Origin of the sequence: Salarchaeum sp. III (assembly GCF_036418315.1) — an archaeon.
Taxonomy (GTDB): domain Archaea; phylum Halobacteriota; class Halobacteria; order Halobacteriales; family Halobacteriaceae; genus Salarchaeum.
The window spans coordinates 43234-59889 of the sequence record NZ_JAZHPG010000014.1; the positions used below are offsets into that span (position 1 = coordinate 43234).

12 protein-coding genes, 1 tRNA gene and 1 CRISPR repeat array are annotated in these 16656 nt (G+C 61.8%); of the genes, 4 read left to right on the forward strand and 9 right to left on the reverse strand.

Annotated elements, in window-relative coordinates; all coding sequences use genetic code 11:
- Window positions 1-419: 419 nt before the first annotated feature.
- From U3A55_RS01995 to U3A55_RS02020, 5 genes are all read right to left on the reverse strand, one after another.
- Entirely contained in the window at window positions 420-923 is a 504-nt protein-coding gene (locus U3A55_RS01995) for a hypothetical protein (RefSeq protein WP_330989846.1), read from the reverse strand.
- 247 nt (window positions 924-1170) lie between these two features.
- Window positions 1171-2382: a LolA family protein gene (locus U3A55_RS02000; protein WP_330989847.1), complete on the reverse strand. Its 1212-nt coding sequence runs from the start codon at window positions 2380-2382 to the stop codon at window positions 1171-1173.
- A gap of 179 nt (window positions 2383-2561) precedes the next feature.
- Entirely contained in the window at window positions 2562-3584 is a 1023-nt protein-coding gene (locus tag U3A55_RS02005; RefSeq protein WP_330989848.1) for a hypothetical protein, read from the reverse strand.
- Between the two features lie 210 nt (window positions 3585-3794).
- The gene (locus U3A55_RS02010) at window positions 3795-4538 is read right to left on the reverse strand and encodes an MFS transporter (protein ID WP_330989849.1); all 744 of its coding nucleotides are present in this window, start codon (window positions 4536-4538) and stop codon (window positions 3795-3797) included.
- A gap of 180 nt (window positions 4539-4718) precedes the next feature.
- Window positions 4719-8071: direct repeats of the CRISPR family, unit length 30 nt; unit sequence GTTACAGCAGAACGCTAGAGCGGTTGAAGC.
- A 312-nt stretch (window positions 8072-8383) separates the two neighbouring features.
- Complete coding sequence (locus U3A55_RS02020) at window positions 8384-9988, reverse strand: SufS family cysteine desulfurase (protein WP_442978253.1); 1605 nt, start codon at window positions 9986-9988, stop codon at window positions 8384-8386.
- Window positions 9989-10137: 149 nt separating this feature from the next.
- On the opposite strand from U3A55_RS02020, the gene U3A55_RS02025 reads away from it, so the two are divergent.
- Both U3A55_RS02025 and U3A55_RS02030 read left to right on the forward strand, forming a co-directional pair.
- Window positions 10138-10860: a hypothetical protein gene (locus tag U3A55_RS02025; protein ID WP_330989850.1), complete on the forward strand. Its 723-nt coding sequence runs from the start codon at window positions 10138-10140 to the stop codon at window positions 10858-10860.
- Window positions 10861-10904: 44 nt separating this feature from the next.
- A complete protein-coding gene (locus U3A55_RS02030; protein ID WP_330989851.1) occupies window positions 10905-11261 on the forward strand; it encodes an STAS/SEC14 domain-containing protein in 357 nt (118 codons plus the stop codon).
- A gap of 25 nt (window positions 11262-11286) precedes the next feature.
- Here the strand turns inward: U3A55_RS02030 and U3A55_RS02035 are convergent, their stop codons facing one another.
- Window positions 11287-11604 carry an RPA12/RPB9/RPC11 RNA polymerase family protein gene (locus U3A55_RS02035; protein WP_330989852.1) on the reverse strand — a complete coding sequence of 106 codons (318 nt, stop codon included), beginning with the start codon at window positions 11602-11604 and terminating at the stop codon, window positions 11287-11289.
- 186 nt (window positions 11605-11790) lie between these two features.
- Between U3A55_RS02035 and U3A55_RS02040 the strand changes: the two genes are divergently transcribed.
- A complete protein-coding gene (locus U3A55_RS02040) occupies window positions 11791-12153 on the forward strand; it encodes a hypothetical protein (RefSeq protein ID WP_330989853.1) in 363 nt (120 codons plus the stop codon).
- A gap of 116 nt (window positions 12154-12269) precedes the next feature.
- Here U3A55_RS02040 and U3A55_RS02045 read toward each other — a convergent pair.
- Window positions 12270-12344, reverse strand: a tRNA-Glu gene (locus tag U3A55_RS02045).
- Window positions 12345-12513: 169 nt separating this feature from the next.
- On the opposite strand from U3A55_RS02045, the gene U3A55_RS02050 reads away from it, so the two are divergent.
- Window positions 12514-13545 carry a sodium:calcium antiporter gene (locus U3A55_RS02050; protein ID WP_330989854.1) on the forward strand — a complete coding sequence of 344 codons (1032 nt, stop codon included), beginning with the start codon at window positions 12514-12516 and terminating at the stop codon, window positions 13543-13545.
- 1 nt (window position 13546) lies between these two features.
- Here the strand turns inward: U3A55_RS02050 and U3A55_RS02055 are convergent, their stop codons facing one another.
- Window positions 13547-15334: a PAS domain-containing protein gene (locus U3A55_RS02055; RefSeq protein ID WP_330989855.1), complete on the reverse strand. Its 1788-nt coding sequence runs from the start codon at window positions 15332-15334 to the stop codon at window positions 13547-13549.
- A gap of 83 nt (window positions 15335-15417) precedes the next feature.
- Complete coding sequence (locus U3A55_RS02060) at window positions 15418-16530, reverse strand: helix-turn-helix transcriptional regulator (RefSeq protein ID WP_330989856.1); 1113 nt, start codon at window positions 16528-16530, stop codon at window positions 15418-15420.
- Window positions 16531-16656: the final 126 nt, after the last annotated feature.

Here is a 16656-nt window from a genome sequence, read left to right on the forward strand (position 1 = left end):
TCTGAAACACGAAACGGGGTTCTTTGCCGAATCCGAGAGACGGTTCCTACGCCTGCCTTGCAACGGGCGGGCAGCCACCCCTTGCCATCACTGGTCGGCCCTCCCCATTTTTCGCTCCAGGGGCCGATCTCGGGCCACCCCTGGTCTCGCTACCGCGTGAAGACGCACCCACAGGGAGCGCGTGTCTGGATAAGCCTGTCGTCGAATGCGGGGACTTTCGTCTAGTGCGCGAGGGATACGCTACGCGATAAAATGCGCTCGGATGACGGAGACGGACTGGTCGCTGAGCGCGAACAGTTCAATCACGAGAAGCTACTCAGACACTATCCCAGACCCACAACCCGCGCTCCTGAACACCTACCGTCCGTTGTGTCTGTTTTCGTAACGCACACTGTAGAGGGGCGACCAGCGCCACCGTATCACAGTCGTCGCAAGCGCTCAGCAGCCGATGGTTTGGGATGGAGTCGGTCGGGGACCCAGTCCGGAAGCGGGTTCGTTCCGACGAGGCAGATTGCTGCTCGGACGGACGATTGTCCGACCAATTCCACGGCAGTTCTATCGGCCGCGAACGTCTTTCGTCGAAGCACCGCGAATCCGACGACCGGCACTATCACGAGGCTCAGTACAAGCAGAGCCGGTAGCCACATGGAGTGAAACCCGGACGGGTCAATCCCCAGCGCAGCGGCAAACGCAGCGCTGAGCACAACAAGCACGCCCGCGTACCATTCAGGAAATCGCTGTTTGTGTTGCCCGGCAACAAGCCCGGCCAGCCCCGTTAGCTCCTCGTCCGTGGCCGTTTCGACTGTCGGCTCCGAGAGACCGAACAGTCGCTGACCGGGGGTCGCGCTCAACCCAGCAACAGCATCCTCAACGTCGGTCGCGACGATTGTCTCGATATCCGCAACCTCCGCGGTATCGAACACCTCCTGGAATCGAGATTGCAGAGTATCAGTTATCGGTCGTGACGCAACCGTTACCCGAGCAAGAACCCGGCTCAACGCATACCAGACAACGACCACCCCTGGAAGAACCGCTAACGATGCGGTGCCGAGAACACCAAATCGGAGGAACGAGCTGAGAGTCATACAGGACGGTTCAGTCTGGTTACGACCACCGGGTAACGTTTGCGAGGAACCGGCCCGTGCATGCAACGCAACGCGGAACGCAGAACTACGACGCTCCGCTCGCTTCTGGACACGCTGTCGCAGCGTCGCGAGCGATCTCTTGAACGCCGCCAGTAGACAGATTTCCTCTGACGGTGTACTCAACGCCACTACACTGCCATCGGTAGACGGTTATATCGTCCACTGTTACGGTCGTTGCGTTCACCGGGCCAAGGGAGACAGTTCGACCGTCAAGCGCCGAAATCGGGGGGTTCCGCGTCACGACCGAGAACTCACTGGTCGCGTTCTCATAGGTGAGTGATACAGTCGTCCGGTTCTGGAACTGGCTCACTCGAGCCGTTTCAAGGTCGTAGCCCGGCGGAACGGTGGGTGTTGCGACATCGAAGGAGACGCGTCGTGCCGCGGCCGCAGCGGTCTCAAAGGTTGCTGGTCGCGGAACCGACTGGGTTTCAACGGTGGCGTTCGCGGGCGGCGTGAACTGGAACCGCTCCGACCCAAGATCACCGGGGAAGGTGACGTTCGTGTACCGTTTTATCGCTCGCGTTCGCTCCCCGTCGATTGAGAGGGTAGTCGTGACTTTGAGTGGAAGGAAGTACTCTGCGTCAAACCAGTATGTTGCGTTCTCAACGTACGTGCTGAGTCCATCACCAGTCGCGTTGACATGGCCAAGTTCAACCACGTGCGTCTGTCGTCCGGCCACGGTCTCCGTCCCCGCATACTCGACATCAAACTTCGTCTCCCCCATGAACTCAATCGCCGTCTGACTCCCCTCTTCTCCATTGATGTTCAAGGGCCCGACCGGGAGTGCAGGATCAGCTACAAGTGACCCGGTCCCCGAACTGGTGAGGTTCGCGAACACCGACCGGACAAACCCGGCGTTGCTGGTGTTCACTGGCCCCGATGCTCCAAGTGACGTTCGCGTCGCTGTATTCGCACTCGCGTCGTAGCGCCAGTACACGCTCCCATTCGTAACTGTGATGTCGCCAGTCAGCTGCGCTGGCGCGAGAATCTCTCGTCGTGTCACCCCCGCATCTGGACGCGTAATGACCGACGCTCTCGTAACAGAACTGGTCTCTGTGGAGTTATATCGGTACTCAACCGTGCCGGCGACGCCATCAAGCTCCGCATATCCCGTCCGCGCCTCGTCTCCCGTCGGGATGTCCTCGGCAGTCTGTAGTCCTCCGCACCCCGCAAGGGTGACGAGGACTAGAACGAGGCCCACGAGAAGTCCAGTTCGGCCCACAACGTGTCGACCCATGGACACCCGGCAGGTATACGTTTCGACCGCCCAAGCGAGACAACTGGTCACGCACGTTCGCTCAGCAATCTCGAAATGCATCATCGGACCGATCTGGCCCAGGGGAGTTCCCGAATACGTTATACGTACGACTATTTTCGTACCCGCACCACTCAGTTCGTATCGGATAGTTCCAGTCGTCACTCCCCAGAATCGTCGGCCATCAATCGCCAGAGCCCACCAAGCACCCCGCCAAGCGCAACCAACGGCCCAAACCCGGGCGTAGACCCACTTGCGGATCCATCAGGCATCGACGAGTCAGTCCGCGTTGACTCCGCGTTCTGCGTTCCTGTTGCACTCCCAGTCCCTGTTGTCGTTTCTGCTGTCCGAGCTTCTGTCGTCCGTGTCTCAGTCGTTGGTGCTTCGGTCGTGCGTACGTTGGTCGTTCGAGCTTCTGTCGTCTGGGCCTCTGTTGTGGTTTGTGCGCGTGTGGTGGTTGGTGCGTCCGCTGTCGTCGATTCTGTTGTGGTCGTGGATGTTGACTCGTTCGTTGAGGACTGTGAGAGCGTGGTTTCGTAGACGCGCTGGTCAGTCGCCACCCAGAGCCGATCATCAAGGTACGTTAAGTCGTAGATATCCTGATCAACCGGCGACTCAAAGCCGGTGTACGCGTCAGGTTCAGCGGGCGGAATCCGGTAGAGATTGGGGTTGGATAGAAGTTTCACCCAGAAGAACTCGCCATCGTGAGCGAGTCCCGATACGCGGTCGTTTAACGAATACGAGCGCTCGATTGATAGCTCCGAGTCTAACTGCCACACGCGGCCGTTGCCGGCGCCGGCCCAGAGCTGGCCGGCGGTGTCGTCGTACGCGAGCGAATGCAGTACAGCTGGAAGATCGGCCTCGGACTCCTCTCCACCCGCATACCGTTTTATCGTTTCTTCAACCGTCACGTACGCCGCCTGCGAGTTGATAGCCGCGCCTAACCCGGACCGGCTACTGTACACCCCTGTACTCCCACTTGAACTGACAGCACCGGCCGGATTGAAGTAATACCAGTCAAACGCCGGTTGTTCACCAGTCGCCGTCCGTCCCGACGGTGGGTGGGTAGAAAAGAACTGCAACGACCCATCGGACGACTGCCGGCTCCCCAACCCACGGAGATCATCTGTCGGGGCGGTCACAGATCTGGTGACCTCTGGTGCAGCATGGACCTGTGAGGCCATCGTTGCACTCCCAACAAGCGCCGCCCCTACCCCAAGAAAGCCACGTCGATTCATTGCACCCACCTCTCATCTGACATATGTTGAAATTAATGGTTCTATCCAACCAACACACCACAAACCCACTCCGGACCACCGCGAAAAGCATGGTACCCATCCAGTCAACCACCCAACCCGGTTTCGCGCACGGAGCGTCAAGGCGAAAGCCCACGATCAAAGTCGGTGGGATGAAGCCGACAGCCGGCGAACCATTGAACTCCTCGGCGTACGTTGGTTGTGATACAGAGCGCGAATTGACATCCTCCCCGCCCTGAAGCGCGGGGCGCTCTCCTTGACCGGTGATCCGCCGACGTTCTCGATACCGGACAGACCGGCTTTCTGTGGGGTGTCTCGGGCGAGCGACCAGACGCGCCCGACGACGAGGAACCCGAGTCCACCGAGGAGGCGGAGTGTCGACTGTATTCCGAGCGTCGTTACGGCAACCGCGAGTGGTGTCGTCGAAGCGACGCTTCCGACGCCGGCAATTGCCACGGCGCGGCCGTTCATCGTTCCGTACTCGCCGGGCCGGTACCAGTTCGCGCAGAACCGGAGTGTCGCGATGAAGACGATGCTTCCACCGAGGCCGATGGCGATACGTGCGGTGAGCGCGACGACATACGCGTTCGCGAGCGCAAACGCGATGGCGGCGACACTCATCACGAAGAGGCCGATGGACGCAGTCCACCTGATCCTCCAGCGGTCGGCGACGACGCCAGCCACGATCTGCATGGGCGCGTAGACGTAGAAGAACGCGGAATGCAGCGTTCCAAGTTCCACGCCGGTGATGTCGAACAACCGCATCAGTCCCTCAGAGAGCACAGCCGTTGAGAGCCGATGGACGTTCACGAGGAGGAATCCGGTTGCAAGCGCTCCCCAGATAATCCACCGTCTCCGCAACGGATCGGACCAGACCTTCATCATCGATAACTTATCAAAAATCTGAAAAATTAATGGGTGCAGCACACACGTAATCGACGGCTCCGATAGCTCCCCCCAGAGTCCATCGATCCCCCCGGGAATAATCAACTATTGACAGTCGACGAAAACCTTCAAGCACAAACCAGCCACAGACATCGTATGGCTAGCGAACCAGCCATGGTTACAGCAGAACGCTAGAGCGGTTGAAGCATGGTTTTGCGACAGAACCACGAACGGAGAAGTAGTTACAGCAGAACGCTAGAGCGGTTGAAGCTGAGGGCGTATAACACACCCTCTTTTGAGCATCCGGTTACAGCAGAACGCTAGAGCGGTTGAAGCAGCCACGTCGTCCCACACCTCCGCATCGAGCGCGTTACAGCAGAACGCTAGAGCGGTTGAAGCCCCTCGCCGAACGTAATCGAGGGCCGGTAGAGCGTGTTACAGCAGAACGCTAGAGCGGTTGAAGCAGGACGCGCTGGCCGTGCTTCAGCGGCTCGCTCGGGTTACAGCAGAACGCTAGAGCGGTTGAAGCCCCGCGAACCTCCCCACTCGGACTGGATTCACCCGCGTTACAGCAGAACGCTAGAGCGGTTGAAGCTCCTGCTGGTAGGTGAGGTCCTCAGTCGTGAGGTTGTTACAGCAGAACGCTAGAGCGGTTGAAGCTCCACGCCGTACTCTGCGGATGCGAGGATAGGATTGGTTACAGCAGAACGCTAGAGCGGTTGAAGCGACCCCCTCCAAGGGGTTCGCTCGACGAGGTCGAGTTACAGCAGAACGCTAGAGCGGTTGAAGCTTGTCCTCGTTGATGATGATAGGTCGACCCTTGATTGTTACAGCAGAACGCTAGAGCGGTTGAAGCGTGACGTTCGCGACCGGCCTCGCTCAGGGCGTCTCGTTACAGCAGAACGCTAGAGCGGTTGAAGCCGGAGACGCTGCCCGGCGCCGCGAACTCCAGGGAGGTTACAGCAGAACGCTCGAGCGGTTGAAGCGACCGGTTGGAGGTGTCGGTGACGTTGATCAGGAGTTACAGCAGAACGCTAGAGCGGTTGAAGCACCGAACCAGCCGCGACATGGTTGTGTCAGGCGTGTTACAGCAGAACGCTAGAGCGGTTGAAGCGAAACGGCACCGTACCGGAGTATCGTGAAGGACGGGTTACAGCAGAACGCTAGAGCGGTTGAAGCTTGATAATCGTGCCAACGCGCCACAGGAGCGGATGGTTACAGCAGAACGCTAGAGCGGTTGAAGCTCGCGTCGGGGTGGTGTGGAACTGCTATATGCGGTAGTTACAGCAGAACGCTAGAGCGGTTGAAGCCCTTTCCGTCTCCTGAGCTTCCTAGTACGTCTCTCGTTACAGCAGAACGCTAGAGCGGTTGAAGCAGGTTAAGCCCGCGTTCCCGGCATTCGTCGATATAGTTACAGCAGAACGCTAGAGCGGTTGAAGCGTCCGACCCGCACGTTCCGGTGATTCGGGCGACGGCGTTACAGCAGAACGCTAGAGCGGTTGAAGCAACGTATAACTGGGTCGCGTGGCCGTACTCGCCAGGTTACAGCAGAACGCTAGAGCGGTTGAAGCGCCCGACACTCCAATCACACCCTCATTACTCAGGCGTTACAGCAGAACGCTAGAGCGGTTGAAGCTCCGCGCTGCTCGCGAGCGACGAGGAACTGACGCGTTACAGCAGAACGCTAGAGCGGTTGAAGCAACTCATCGCTCGCGAGGCGGTCAGCGTGCTCGGCGTTACAGCAGAACGCTAGAGCGGTTGAAGCGAGTCCCACCCCGGCGTCGAGCGTGCAGCGAACGGTTACAGCAGAACGCTAGAGCGGTTGAAGCACGGGCTCCTCGACGCCAGGCGCGATCTCGGCGAGCGTTACAGCAGAACGCTAGAGCGGTTGAAGCTCGTAGGCGAATCTTGTGGCGTATGCGTACCAGTCGTTACAGCAGAACGCTAGAGCGGTTGAAGCATCCGGCTCGGCAGCGTCGTCCTCGACCGGTCCCGGTTACAGCAGAACGCTAGAGCGGTTGAAGCAGACGTTCATCGAGAAAGCCGAGTCCCTCTACGACAGTTACAGCAGAACGCTAGAGCGGTTGAAGCCGGTTGAGTGCGTTGTATTCCATAGCGGTTGGATTGGTTACAGCAGAACGCTAGAGCGGTTGAAGCAATCGGCGATATTGACCCGAGCAAGCAAGACAGCGGTTACAGCAGAACGCTAGAGCGGTTGAAGCCTCAATGCTCGCTTCCCGGAACTCATGGGTGACCTGGTTACAGCAGAACGCTAGAGCGGTTGAAGCGGCGCACCGCTGAACCTCGTGCACTCGACCGACCAGTTACAGCAGAACGCTAGAGCGGTTGAAGCGTGTCATTGGTGAGGGGGTCGAGGGTGGTGATGTGGTTACAGCAGAACGCTAGAGCGGTTGAAGCTATATCTCCTTCGACTATTTCATCTATACTATCCGTTACAGCAGAACGCTAGAGCGGTTGAAGCACCGCGTTCACGATTACGGAGGGGCAGTGGAACTTGTTACAGCAGAACGCTAGAGCGGTTGAAGCACCAGCCACATCGACAACTGGGACAGCCAGCAGATGGTTACAGCAGAACGCTAGAGCGGTTGAAGCATCTGCCAGCGCTGCGGAACCGCGAACGAAGTGGCGGTTACAGCAGAACGCTAGAGCGGTTGAAGCACGAACCCCGACGACGATACGGTCGAAGTCGACCCGTTACAGCAGAACGCTAGAGCGGTTGAAGCACCGTGGCGTCGACGTTCACCGACCCGTCGTCAACCGTTACAGCAGAACGCTAGAGCGGTTGAAGCGCCACTTCCTTTGAGCGGCCGCGTCCCGTGCTCAGTGTTACAGCAGAACGCTAGAGCGGTTGAAGCTACTTTCACCGCGTGGCCTAGCACTATACTAATTGTTACAGCAGAACGCTAGAGCGGTTGAAGCTCCCGGCGATGTAAACGAATCAGTGGGCATCTACTGTTACAGCAGAACGCTAGAGCGGTTGAAGCGGCGGGAATCGTGTGCTGGGGTGTGAACGTCCAGGTGTTACAGCAGAACGCTAGAGCGGTTGAAGCAGCGGTCTCGGCGGTCACGAGGACACCGAACACGGGTTACAGCAGAACGCTAGAGCGGTTGAAGCCGCTTGCGGACGAGGTTGATCCGGAGCTTGACCGTCGTTACAGCAGAACGCTAGAGCGGTTGAAGCCTGTTTCGGTGCCGGCGGCGACTTCCATGATGTGCAGTTACAGCAGAACGCTAGAGCGGTTGAAGCACACTCTCCCACAACTTCATCGAATCGCCGTCGATTGTTACAGCAGAACGCTAGAGCGGTTGAAGCACCCCCTGCGTCTGGCCGCCACCAGTCCCCGCGCGTTACAGCAGAACGATAGAGCGGTTAAAGCCTCCACGAGCTTACCCATGTCGCCGCGGCGCTCCCCGTTACAGCAGAACGCTAGAGTGGTTGAAGCGTCCGGCCACCCGACGGGCGGATGTACTTCTCGGCTGTTACAGCAGAACGCTAGTGCCGTTGAAGATACGGATTGCCTCCGTTCGAGACTGCCTCAGTGTTGCCGCTGGACGTAGATGTCACCGAATCGCTCGGAGATACGCTACTCGTCCACGGCCATGTGAACGACCACGCGATAACCGTGGCAGTGGGTCCGCATCGGTCAGTGGATGACGGGGATACACGCTTCCTGTCGTGCGGTTCCGACCGAATTCACGTTTTCAACTCCCAGAATGGCGATACGATCTATCATAGGCGCCGAGACGCAAACGGCAACACCAGAACGCGCACAACACTACCTCCCTGTGCCGTCGTCTCGGCTCGGAGTCCGCGACCTACGTTAGGAGTCGGTGAGGTGTTCGCGTGCGCCGGCTTGGAGGACGTCTTCGGGGCCGACGACGCAGTCGCGGCGCATGTCGGGGAAGTCGCCGTCGAGGAGGGCGTCGACGGTTCCGGAGAGGTCGGTAAGGTCGTCGATGTGCGCGCCGGTGAGGTGGTCGGCGAGGAGGCTGGCGACGGCTTGACTGACGGCACAGGAGTCGCTCTGGAAGCCCAGCGCTTCGATACGCCCCGTCTCGTCGACCCGAACGTGGAACTCGCCTTCGTCACCACACGTCGTTTCGGCGGAGTGCTTTCGGAACGTCGGGTTCGTGATTCCGTCTGGGTTCGTCGGATTCTGGTAGTAGTCCGCGATCAGGTCGTGGTAGTGGTCGGTGAGGAGGTGGTCGCGTTTCCGCTGGGCGTTCTCGAGGGCGTCGAGGAGGGTGTCGATTTCGCCGCGGGTGTTGTAGACGTAGACGGACGCGCGGACGGAGCCGGGGATGTCGAGGATGTCGTGGAGGGGTTGAGTGCAGTGGTCGCCGGCGCGGACGGCGATGCCGTGGTTGTCGAGGAGTTCGGAGAGGTCGTGGCCGTGGACGCCGTCGACGTTGAACGACACCAACCCGCTCCGTTCGACATCTCCGGGTGGCCCGTAGTATTCGATGTCGTCGCGGGCGTCGAGTTCGTCGATGAGGTACTGGGCGAGGGCGGCTTCGTGTTCGCGGACGGCGTCCATGCCGATGTCGTCGAGGTAGTCGGCGGCCGCGGCGAGCGCGATGCCCTCCGCGATTGGCGGGGTGCCGGCTTCGAATTTCCAGGGGAGGTCGTTCCACTCGGAGTCGTCGAAGGTGACGTGACTGATCATCTCACCGCCGAAGAGGAACGGCTCCATCGCTTCGAGCCGGTGTCGTTTACCGTAGAGACAGCCGATGCCTGTCGGGCCGGCCATCTTGTGCCCGCTGAACGCGAGGAAGTCCGCGTCTAGCGTTTTGACGTCGACGGGGCGGGTGGGGACGGATTGCGCGCCGTCGACGAGGATGACGCCATCGTGGTCGTGGGTGAGGGCGGCGAGTTCGCGGACGGGGTTGACCGTCCCGAGGACGTTCGAGACGTGCGCGACCGACACGAGTTCGACGTCGTCGATGAGCTCGCGGGCGTGGTCCATGTCGAGGGTGCCGTCCGCGGTCACGCGGATGTAGCGGAGGTCGGCCCCGGTTTTCTCGGCGATTTGCTGCCAGGTGACGAGGGAGGCGTGGTGTTCCATCTCCGTGGTGACGATAGCATCACCGGGGTCGAGGCGGTTGACGCCCCAGCCGTAGGCGACGAGGTTCATCGCTTCCGTCGTGTTCTTCGTGAACACCATCTCCTCGCGGCCGTCGGCGCCGACGAACTCGGCGAGCCGGTCGTGCGCGGCTTCGTAGGCCTGGGAGGCCTCGTGGCTGAGTGTGTGGATGCCGCGGTGGACGTTCGCGTTGTACCGACTGTAGTAGTCCTCGTAGGTGTCGTAGACCTGGGTCGGCGTGTGGGTGGTGGCGGCGTTGTCGAGGTAGACGAGCGGCGTGTCGTTGACGGTGCGGTCGAGAACCGGGAAATCACGGCGGATCGTGTCAGTATCCAATCCCATGTGGGCTAAGGTTTCCCGGACACCGTGAAAAAGCATGGTGACGCCCCACACGATACGAGTGAGTTGAGGGAGCCCGTACCACTGCTTTCGGTTAAATCGCTGTTTGACTGTTCGTCGGTTACATGCTGGTTTCGGTCGTCGGGACTGGTATGGAGCGACGTGCCCTCCTCGCACTCGGCGGTAGCGCTCTCGCAACGACCCTCGCTGGGTGTAGTTCACTCGGTGATGCAGACTCAACGACACCACGTGGATCAACGACCAACCCCGAGCAGACGACGACCGAGACGCCGTCCGCGTCGCTTCAAAACGGGAGTTTCGAGTCGGACTGGCAGGGGTGGACGGTCGGCCGCCGGCTTCCCGACGACCCGAACGAACCGGGGACGCAGCCGGTCGCCTCCGAGGCGGGGGTGAGTACTCGGGACGCGAGTGACGGGGAGACGAGTCTCCGAGTGTTCATCGACGGGAGTCAGGACGACGGTACCGTCTGGGTGCAACAACCTGTCGACCTCTCCCAGTACGACTACCTCGCCGTTGATTACCAGGTGTCGACGTCGTTCAACGAAATCCTGCAAGCCGCCGTCTACACCGGCCCCGAACCCGAAAACGGTCTTGAAGAACAGCAGTTCGACCGGTCCAACTCGCTAGCGGGCCACGACGCGGCTGGCTGGAAAACTTTCGTCTACGACGTCACCCACGACGCGGAAGGAATCGTTGCGGTCGGGTTCAACATCGTCTGGGAAACCGGCGCCGTCGGCTTCCTCGATAACGTTCGGCTCACCAACGCCACACCGACGACAGTCCGCCCGACAACCACACCAACCACGAAACCACCCGGCAACCTCAGTGAAACGTCGACGGAGCGGACTCCCTAAAGGCCGCCAGAACTGTTTTCGGGCCAGCGTCCTCGTCCTCGCATATGCACGAGAAACTCGACCGGAGTCACGGGAACGTGCGAGGGTATGAAGTCCGGGACGAACTCAGTGAGGACGACTTGGAAGCGATACTCGAAGACCTCGAAGAAACGATTCGAACGGAGGGCGTGGTGCGGGTGCTCGTCGCGATGCCGTCGGTACCGACGCCCGAACTCGACGCGCTCGATGAAGACCTCGGATTCTGGCTGGAGCACGGCGACGACATCGAGAAGTACGCAGTCGTTGGGGACAGCACGCTCGTCGAGTGGGCGACCGACGCCGGCGACCTCGTGTCCAGTATCGATATCGAGCACTTCGACGCAGACGAGCGAGAGGACGCCTGGGCGTGGCTAGAGAACTAGTTCCAGCGAATCGCGAGACCCCTGATTAGGATTCCCGCCACTTGGTGCCGCACTCGACGCACGTGAACAAGCGAACCTCGTAGGAGCCGCCCGGCTTCGGCATAATCTCGTAGTACGCCTGGTCGCTGTCGCAGTCGTCAGCCGGACAGGACTCCTGTACCGTCTCCGAGTCGTCCTGAGTCGCGTCGGCCACCTCGGGCGCACCGTCGTCTTGTTGTCCATCTTGAGTCGTCATCGCCGCCTCCGCTTGCGAATCCCGTAACTCCTCGTACCCACACGACCGACACACCCAGGTGTCGTCTTCAGTGTGCATTAGCGACCCACACTCATCACAGAAGTTCATATAACGTGAGCGTACACGATTGTCGGATAAATGCGTTAATTTCCACTCCGCCGTGGATTTCAGGCACCTGCGCGTGCTGAACAAGGAGGAGACCAGAGCCGTAGTACGGTTCTCAGCGCGAAATCGTCACTCCCCCGCGCTTCGGTTATCGAAAGTGGGAGGGCGCTTGAGGCTGAGGTTGCGTGTATGGATTTGTCGTCGCTTCCGTCGCGGCCGTTGACGGGACGGGAAGTCGCGGCGCTCGATGGGTCGGACGCGTTTGTCGCGGTTCGGCCCGTCGAACGGTTCGAGTTCGAGGCTGTCGAGGAGACGCTCGTCGTCGCTGTCGTTCTCATCACGAACCGAGGGGTTCGCGGTGTTGCGTTCGACCCTGATTCCGGGTGGCGGGTCGTCCGTCGGGACGACCGTGAAGCTATCGAACAGCTCGCAGACGTGCCCGAGTCAGCGATTGACGACGCGCAGCGAGCGCTCCGCGCCGAAATCACCGACCTCGAACGCGAACGCGGGTTTGGAAGCCGGCTCGTCGACGCCTACAAGACACACTCGTAGTTCGGACGGCCACAACAGTGGCGACCGAACTGGTCGTGTGAGTCCGATTCCCGGGATGTATGTTGAACTCACGTCCAGTTACAGATGAAAACTGCGAGAAGGCGACGGGAAGGGAGTGCTCCGGCAGGGATTTGAACCCTGGTCCTTGCCGTGAGAGGGCAAGATGATTGGCCGGACTACACCACCAGAGCACTGGTGCGTTCGTCCACGGGCGCTCCCGCTTCACTTGACTCGATGTACCGGCCATATTTAAACCTCACTTTTCGGAGTGGGTCTGTGTCTCCCTATCACTCGGCGGAGGGTAGCGCGGTGTCGTGCGTTTCGGTGGGTTGATTCCCGTGGAGTTCGAGGCGTAGACTAATGGTCCTCGGGGGTCTGGTGCCGTCGTCGCCGGCGGTGAACGTGCTCGTGCTCGTGGTTGCGACCGCGCTCGTCTGGGTGGGGAGCGGGTGGCTGGAGGAATCCGCGGAAGACCTCGCGGCGTACTACGGGCTGCCCGCGGTCGTGCAGGGGTCGATAGTGGTGGCGGTCGGGTCGAGTTTCCCCGAGTTGGCGAGCGTGGTGTTCGCGGCGCTCGCGGGCGCGTTCGACATCGGCGTCGGCGCGGTGGTGGGGTCGGCTATCTTCAACGTGCTCGTGATTCCGGCGCTCTCGGGATTGGCGGCGGACGACGACCTGTCGGCGAGCCGCGCCATCGTCTACAAGGAAGCCCAGTTCTACATGCTCGCGGTGTCCGCGCTCGTCGTGACGCTCGCGCTCGCGGTCATCTACGCGCCCGTCCAGGGGTCGACGCTCACGGGTGAGCTGACGCGGCCGCTCGCACTGATTCCGCTCCTGCTCTACGGCCTCTACCTCTTCATTCAGTGGCAGGACGTGAGCGACGCCGACACACCCGGGAACCCGGATGTTTCCGTGGGTCGTGCGTGGGGGACGCTCGCCGCGGGCCTCCTGGTTATTCTCGTCGCGGTGGAGCAGCTCGTCGGGTCCGTGGAATCGCTCGGGCACACGTTCGGCGTTCCCGCGTTCCTGCTCGGCGTGACTATCGTCGCAGCGGCGACGAGCCTTCCGGACACGCTCGTGAGCGTGCAGTCCGCCCGCGAGGGGAACGGCGCGACCAGCCTCGGGAACGTCTTCGGGTCGAACACGTTCGACCTCCTCGTCGCCGTCCCGGTCGGCGTGCTCCTCGTCGGCGCGGTGCCCGTGAACTTCGCGGTCGCGGTGCCGATGTTCGCGGTGCTCACGCTCGCCACCATCCTCCTGTTCACCGCACTCCGCACCGACCTCTCCCTCACGACCGTCGAGGCAGGCGCACTCCTCGCGGGCTACGTGCTGTTCGTCGCGTGGGTGGTCGCGGAGACGCTCGGCGTCACCGGCGTCATTAGGGGCGTGTGAGTTACTCGTCGAGCGATTCGACGCCCGTGAACTCGAAACGTGCGCCACCGGACTGACTCTCCCCGATTGTGACGGTCCAGCCGTGCGCCATCGCGATCTGTTTGATGCTCACCATCCCGAACCCGGTCCCCCCGGATTTCGTGGAGTATCCTGGCTTGAACACGTCATCGCGTTCGTCCTCCGGAATGCCGGGGCCGTCGTCCTCGTAATAGAAGCCACCGGGGAGCGCGCCGACCCGCATCTCGGTGTCCGCGCCCGCGTGCTCGACCGTGTTCTTCACGAGGTTGTCCGTGAGCCTGACGAGCGCGCGCTCGTCCGCCAGTACGTGCTTCGAGTCGACGACGGTGAGGGACGACGGTTCGGTCTCGAACGCGTCCCACGACCGGAACACCGTCCCGAGGTCGAGCGGTTCGATGTCCGAGACGAGGTCGCCCTGTTGCATCACGTTCGAGAGGTCGCTGATGAGCGCGTCCAGTCGGTCCGCGGCGCGGCGCGCGTCGTCCAGCCGCGTCTCGTCGCCGTCCCGTGCGAGTTCGATGTTTCCCTTCAGGACGGTGAGCGGCGTCTTCAGGTCGTGGGAGAGCACTCGCCCGAAGTCGTGCAGCCACGCCAGTTGCTCCTCGATGGCGATAGTGTGTTCCTTTCGTTTCGTTATCTGGCGCTGGAACCCGACGAAGTTCACCGTCTCGCCCGCGTCGTTCCGGACCGGCGATATCTCCAGGAGGTTCCAGAACGGCTCGCCCGACTTCGTGTAGTTGAGTATCTCCGTCGTCACCGACTCCTCGTTCTCGATTGCCTCGCGGAGTTCGCGGACGCTCGACTGGTCCGTCTCCGCCCCCTGAAGGAATCGACAGTTCCGTCCGAGCACGTCCTCGCGCTCGTAGCCCGTCATGTTCGTGAACCCATCGTTCACGTACACGATGGGGTTGTCCTCCCGGGACGGGTCGGTGATGACGACGCCGATGGACGTGGCGTCGAGCGCGCGGTTCCGGATGGCGAGGTCCTCTAGCAAGTCCTCCTCCGCGGTGAGGTCTTCGACGACGCAGACGTGGCCGCCGTCCGCCAACTGGGTTAGCACGAGGCGCTCGGGCACTCGCCGCCCGGATTTCGTCACGCCCGTCGCGCGCCCACGCCACGACCCCGTGGCTTCGAGTTCGGGCAGTATCTCGCTCTCGAAGCGCGCACGCTCCTCTGTGTCGTACAGTTTCGACCAGTGACCGCCGACGAGTTCCTCCCGGGTTCGCTCGTACACGTCGGCGTACGCCGGGTTCAGGTAGCGGTACGTGCCGTCCGCGTCGATGATACCGATGCCCTCCTGGGCGGACTCGATGGCGAGGAATCCCTGGCGGACCTGGGACTCCGCCCAGTGTTTCTCCACGAGCGTCTCTATCTTGTTCGCGAGCACCGGATACACGTCCGGGCCGTCCTTCTGGAGGTACTCGTCTACGCCCGCGGAGATGGCCTGGCTCGCTATCTCCTCGTTACCCTTCCCCGTGAACAGCACGAAGGGAACTTGACAGCCGTCCTCGCGGAGCGAGGCGAGTAGGTCGAGTCCGTTCTGGCCGGGCATATCGTAGTCGCTGACGATGCAGTCGTAGTCGTGTTTACTGACGTGTTCGCAGACCGCGCCGGGGTCCGTGAATCCGGTAACCGTCACGTCGTCGAGTTCGCGTTCGAGGAACCGCGTGGACATCTCCACGGTCGGCTCATCGTCGTCAACGAGGAGGACGCTCACCGTATGGGTATCCGGACTGAACGAAATAATATCGCTCAGCGGGGACGAAGCCATACCGCCTCACAGCACGCCCGCATATATAGACGAACGGATGCCCTACACGCTTCCGACGGGTAAAATAATCCGCGTCGAGCGCGCTACTCTTCGCGGTCGTTCCCCGGTTCGTGGCCGGGGAGGCTGACGACGTTCTCGCGGCCGATGCGGATGCGGCTGAGTTCGCCCGCCTCCTCCATCTCGGAGAGCAACATGCTCACCTTGGACTTCGACCAGTCCGTCTCCTCGACGATCTGCACCTGACGCATTCGGCCGCCGTGGTCTTCGAGCAGGCTGCGCACGCGGTCTTCGTCCGACTGGAGTTCCGCGTCCGGCACCGCCGGTTCGGCCGACGCGGCAGTTCCGTCGTCGCGGTCGTCCGCGGCGTCATCGCGGCGGGAGCGCCACCAGACGACGCCGGCGACGGCGGCCAGCGCGAGCACGACGGCGAGCAGGGCGTAGAGCGCCCACGGGAGACCGCCGGTGGGTTCGGACTCCGTCGGCCCGCTCCCGGTGGTCGTGACGGCGGTCGTCGCGGTCGTCGCGGTCGTCGGAAGGGGCGCGGTTGTGAGCGTCGCTTGCGGGCGTTCGTCGGCGAACTCGGTCGGTCCGAACCACGTCACGGAGTCGCTCTCCTCGACCGTCTCGCCCGCCATCGAGTCCGGTTGCGGGCTGACGGACGCGAACCGCACGCCGTCGCCGGCTTCGAGGACGAGTCGCTGGCTCTCCCCGACGTACAGGCCGCCCTCGAACAGGTCGCCGACCAGCACTTGCTCACCCTGCACGCGAGCGAACGCCGTCCACGTGAACGACATCTCGACCACGCCGAGGTTGTCGCTCAGTCCCGTGACGCGCGCCGACCGCGAGAAGTCCGTGGCGTTCATCGACCGCCCGGAGACGTTCTCCCCGTCGGCGACCAACGCCCCCGCGCGGTCCTGGAAGTTCTCGTAGAGCGGGAGCGTCTCGTTCTCGAACCGGGCCGCGAAATCGCGGAAGTCCGCGCGCTGGGAGTCGTTTTCGAGCGGCGTTCGGTACTGGAACGTCCACCGCGCCGACCCGTCCTCGTTGACGGTGATGGTGAAGTGAACGCTCGAAAACGCGGGGTCGTCGGCGGTACCGACGCTGTCCGCGTCCCCGAGGCCGCTCGCGGGCGTCACGCCGACGAGCAGGGCGCTCGCAACGACGAGCGCGCAGACGGCGGCGGTAGCCCGAGACATACCCCGGATTCGGTACCAGCGAACCAAATGCCTAGGGATTCTCGCGGACGGGGGTGTCCGGCAGGTATTGCAGGTGTCGCGTGCGCCGGTTCGACCCGAGAACCGCACCGTCCCGCGGTCTCCGGT

What these genes read in the sequence shown, in the direction of transcription:
- U3A55_RS02000 (WP_330989847.1), bottom strand. Translation starts at nt 2,382, where the DNA reads ATGGGTCGACACGTTGTGGGCCGAACTGGACTTCTCGTGGGCCTCGTT.
- U3A55_RS02005 (WP_330989848.1), bottom strand. Translation starts at nt 3,584, where the DNA reads ATGGCCTCACAGGTCCATGCTGCACCAGAGGTCACCAGATCTGTGACC.
- U3A55_RS02010 (WP_330989849.1), bottom strand. Translation starts at nt 4,538, where the DNA reads ATGAAGGTCTGGTCCGATCCGTTGCGGAGACGGTGGATTATCTGGGGA.
- U3A55_RS02020 (WP_442978253.1), bottom strand. Translation starts at nt 9,988, where the DNA reads ATGGGATTGGATACTGACACGATCCGCCGTGATTTCCCGGTTCTCGAC.
- U3A55_RS02025 (WP_330989850.1), top strand. Translation starts at nt 10,138, where the DNA reads ATGGAGCGACGTGCCCTCCTCGCACTCGGCGGTAGCGCTCTCGCAACG.
- U3A55_RS02030 (WP_330989851.1), top strand. Translation starts at nt 10,905, where the DNA reads ATGCACGAGAAACTCGACCGGAGTCACGGGAACGTGCGAGGGTATGAA.
- U3A55_RS02035 (WP_330989852.1), bottom strand. Translation starts at nt 11,604, where the DNA reads ATGAACTTCTGTGATGAGTGTGGGTCGCTAATGCACACTGAAGACGAC.
- U3A55_RS02040 (WP_330989853.1), top strand. Translation starts at nt 11,791, where the DNA reads ATGGATTTGTCGTCGCTTCCGTCGCGGCCGTTGACGGGACGGGAAGTC.
- U3A55_RS02050 (WP_330989854.1), top strand. Translation starts at nt 12,514, where the DNA reads ATGGTCCTCGGGGGTCTGGTGCCGTCGTCGCCGGCGGTGAACGTGCTC.
- U3A55_RS02055 (WP_330989855.1), bottom strand. Translation starts at nt 15,334, where the DNA reads ATGGCTTCGTCCCCGCTGAGCGATATTATTTCGTTCAGTCCGGATACC.
- U3A55_RS02060 (WP_330989856.1), bottom strand. Translation starts at nt 16,530, where the DNA reads ATGTCTCGGGCTACCGCCGCCGTCTGCGCGCTCGTCGTTGCGAGCGCC.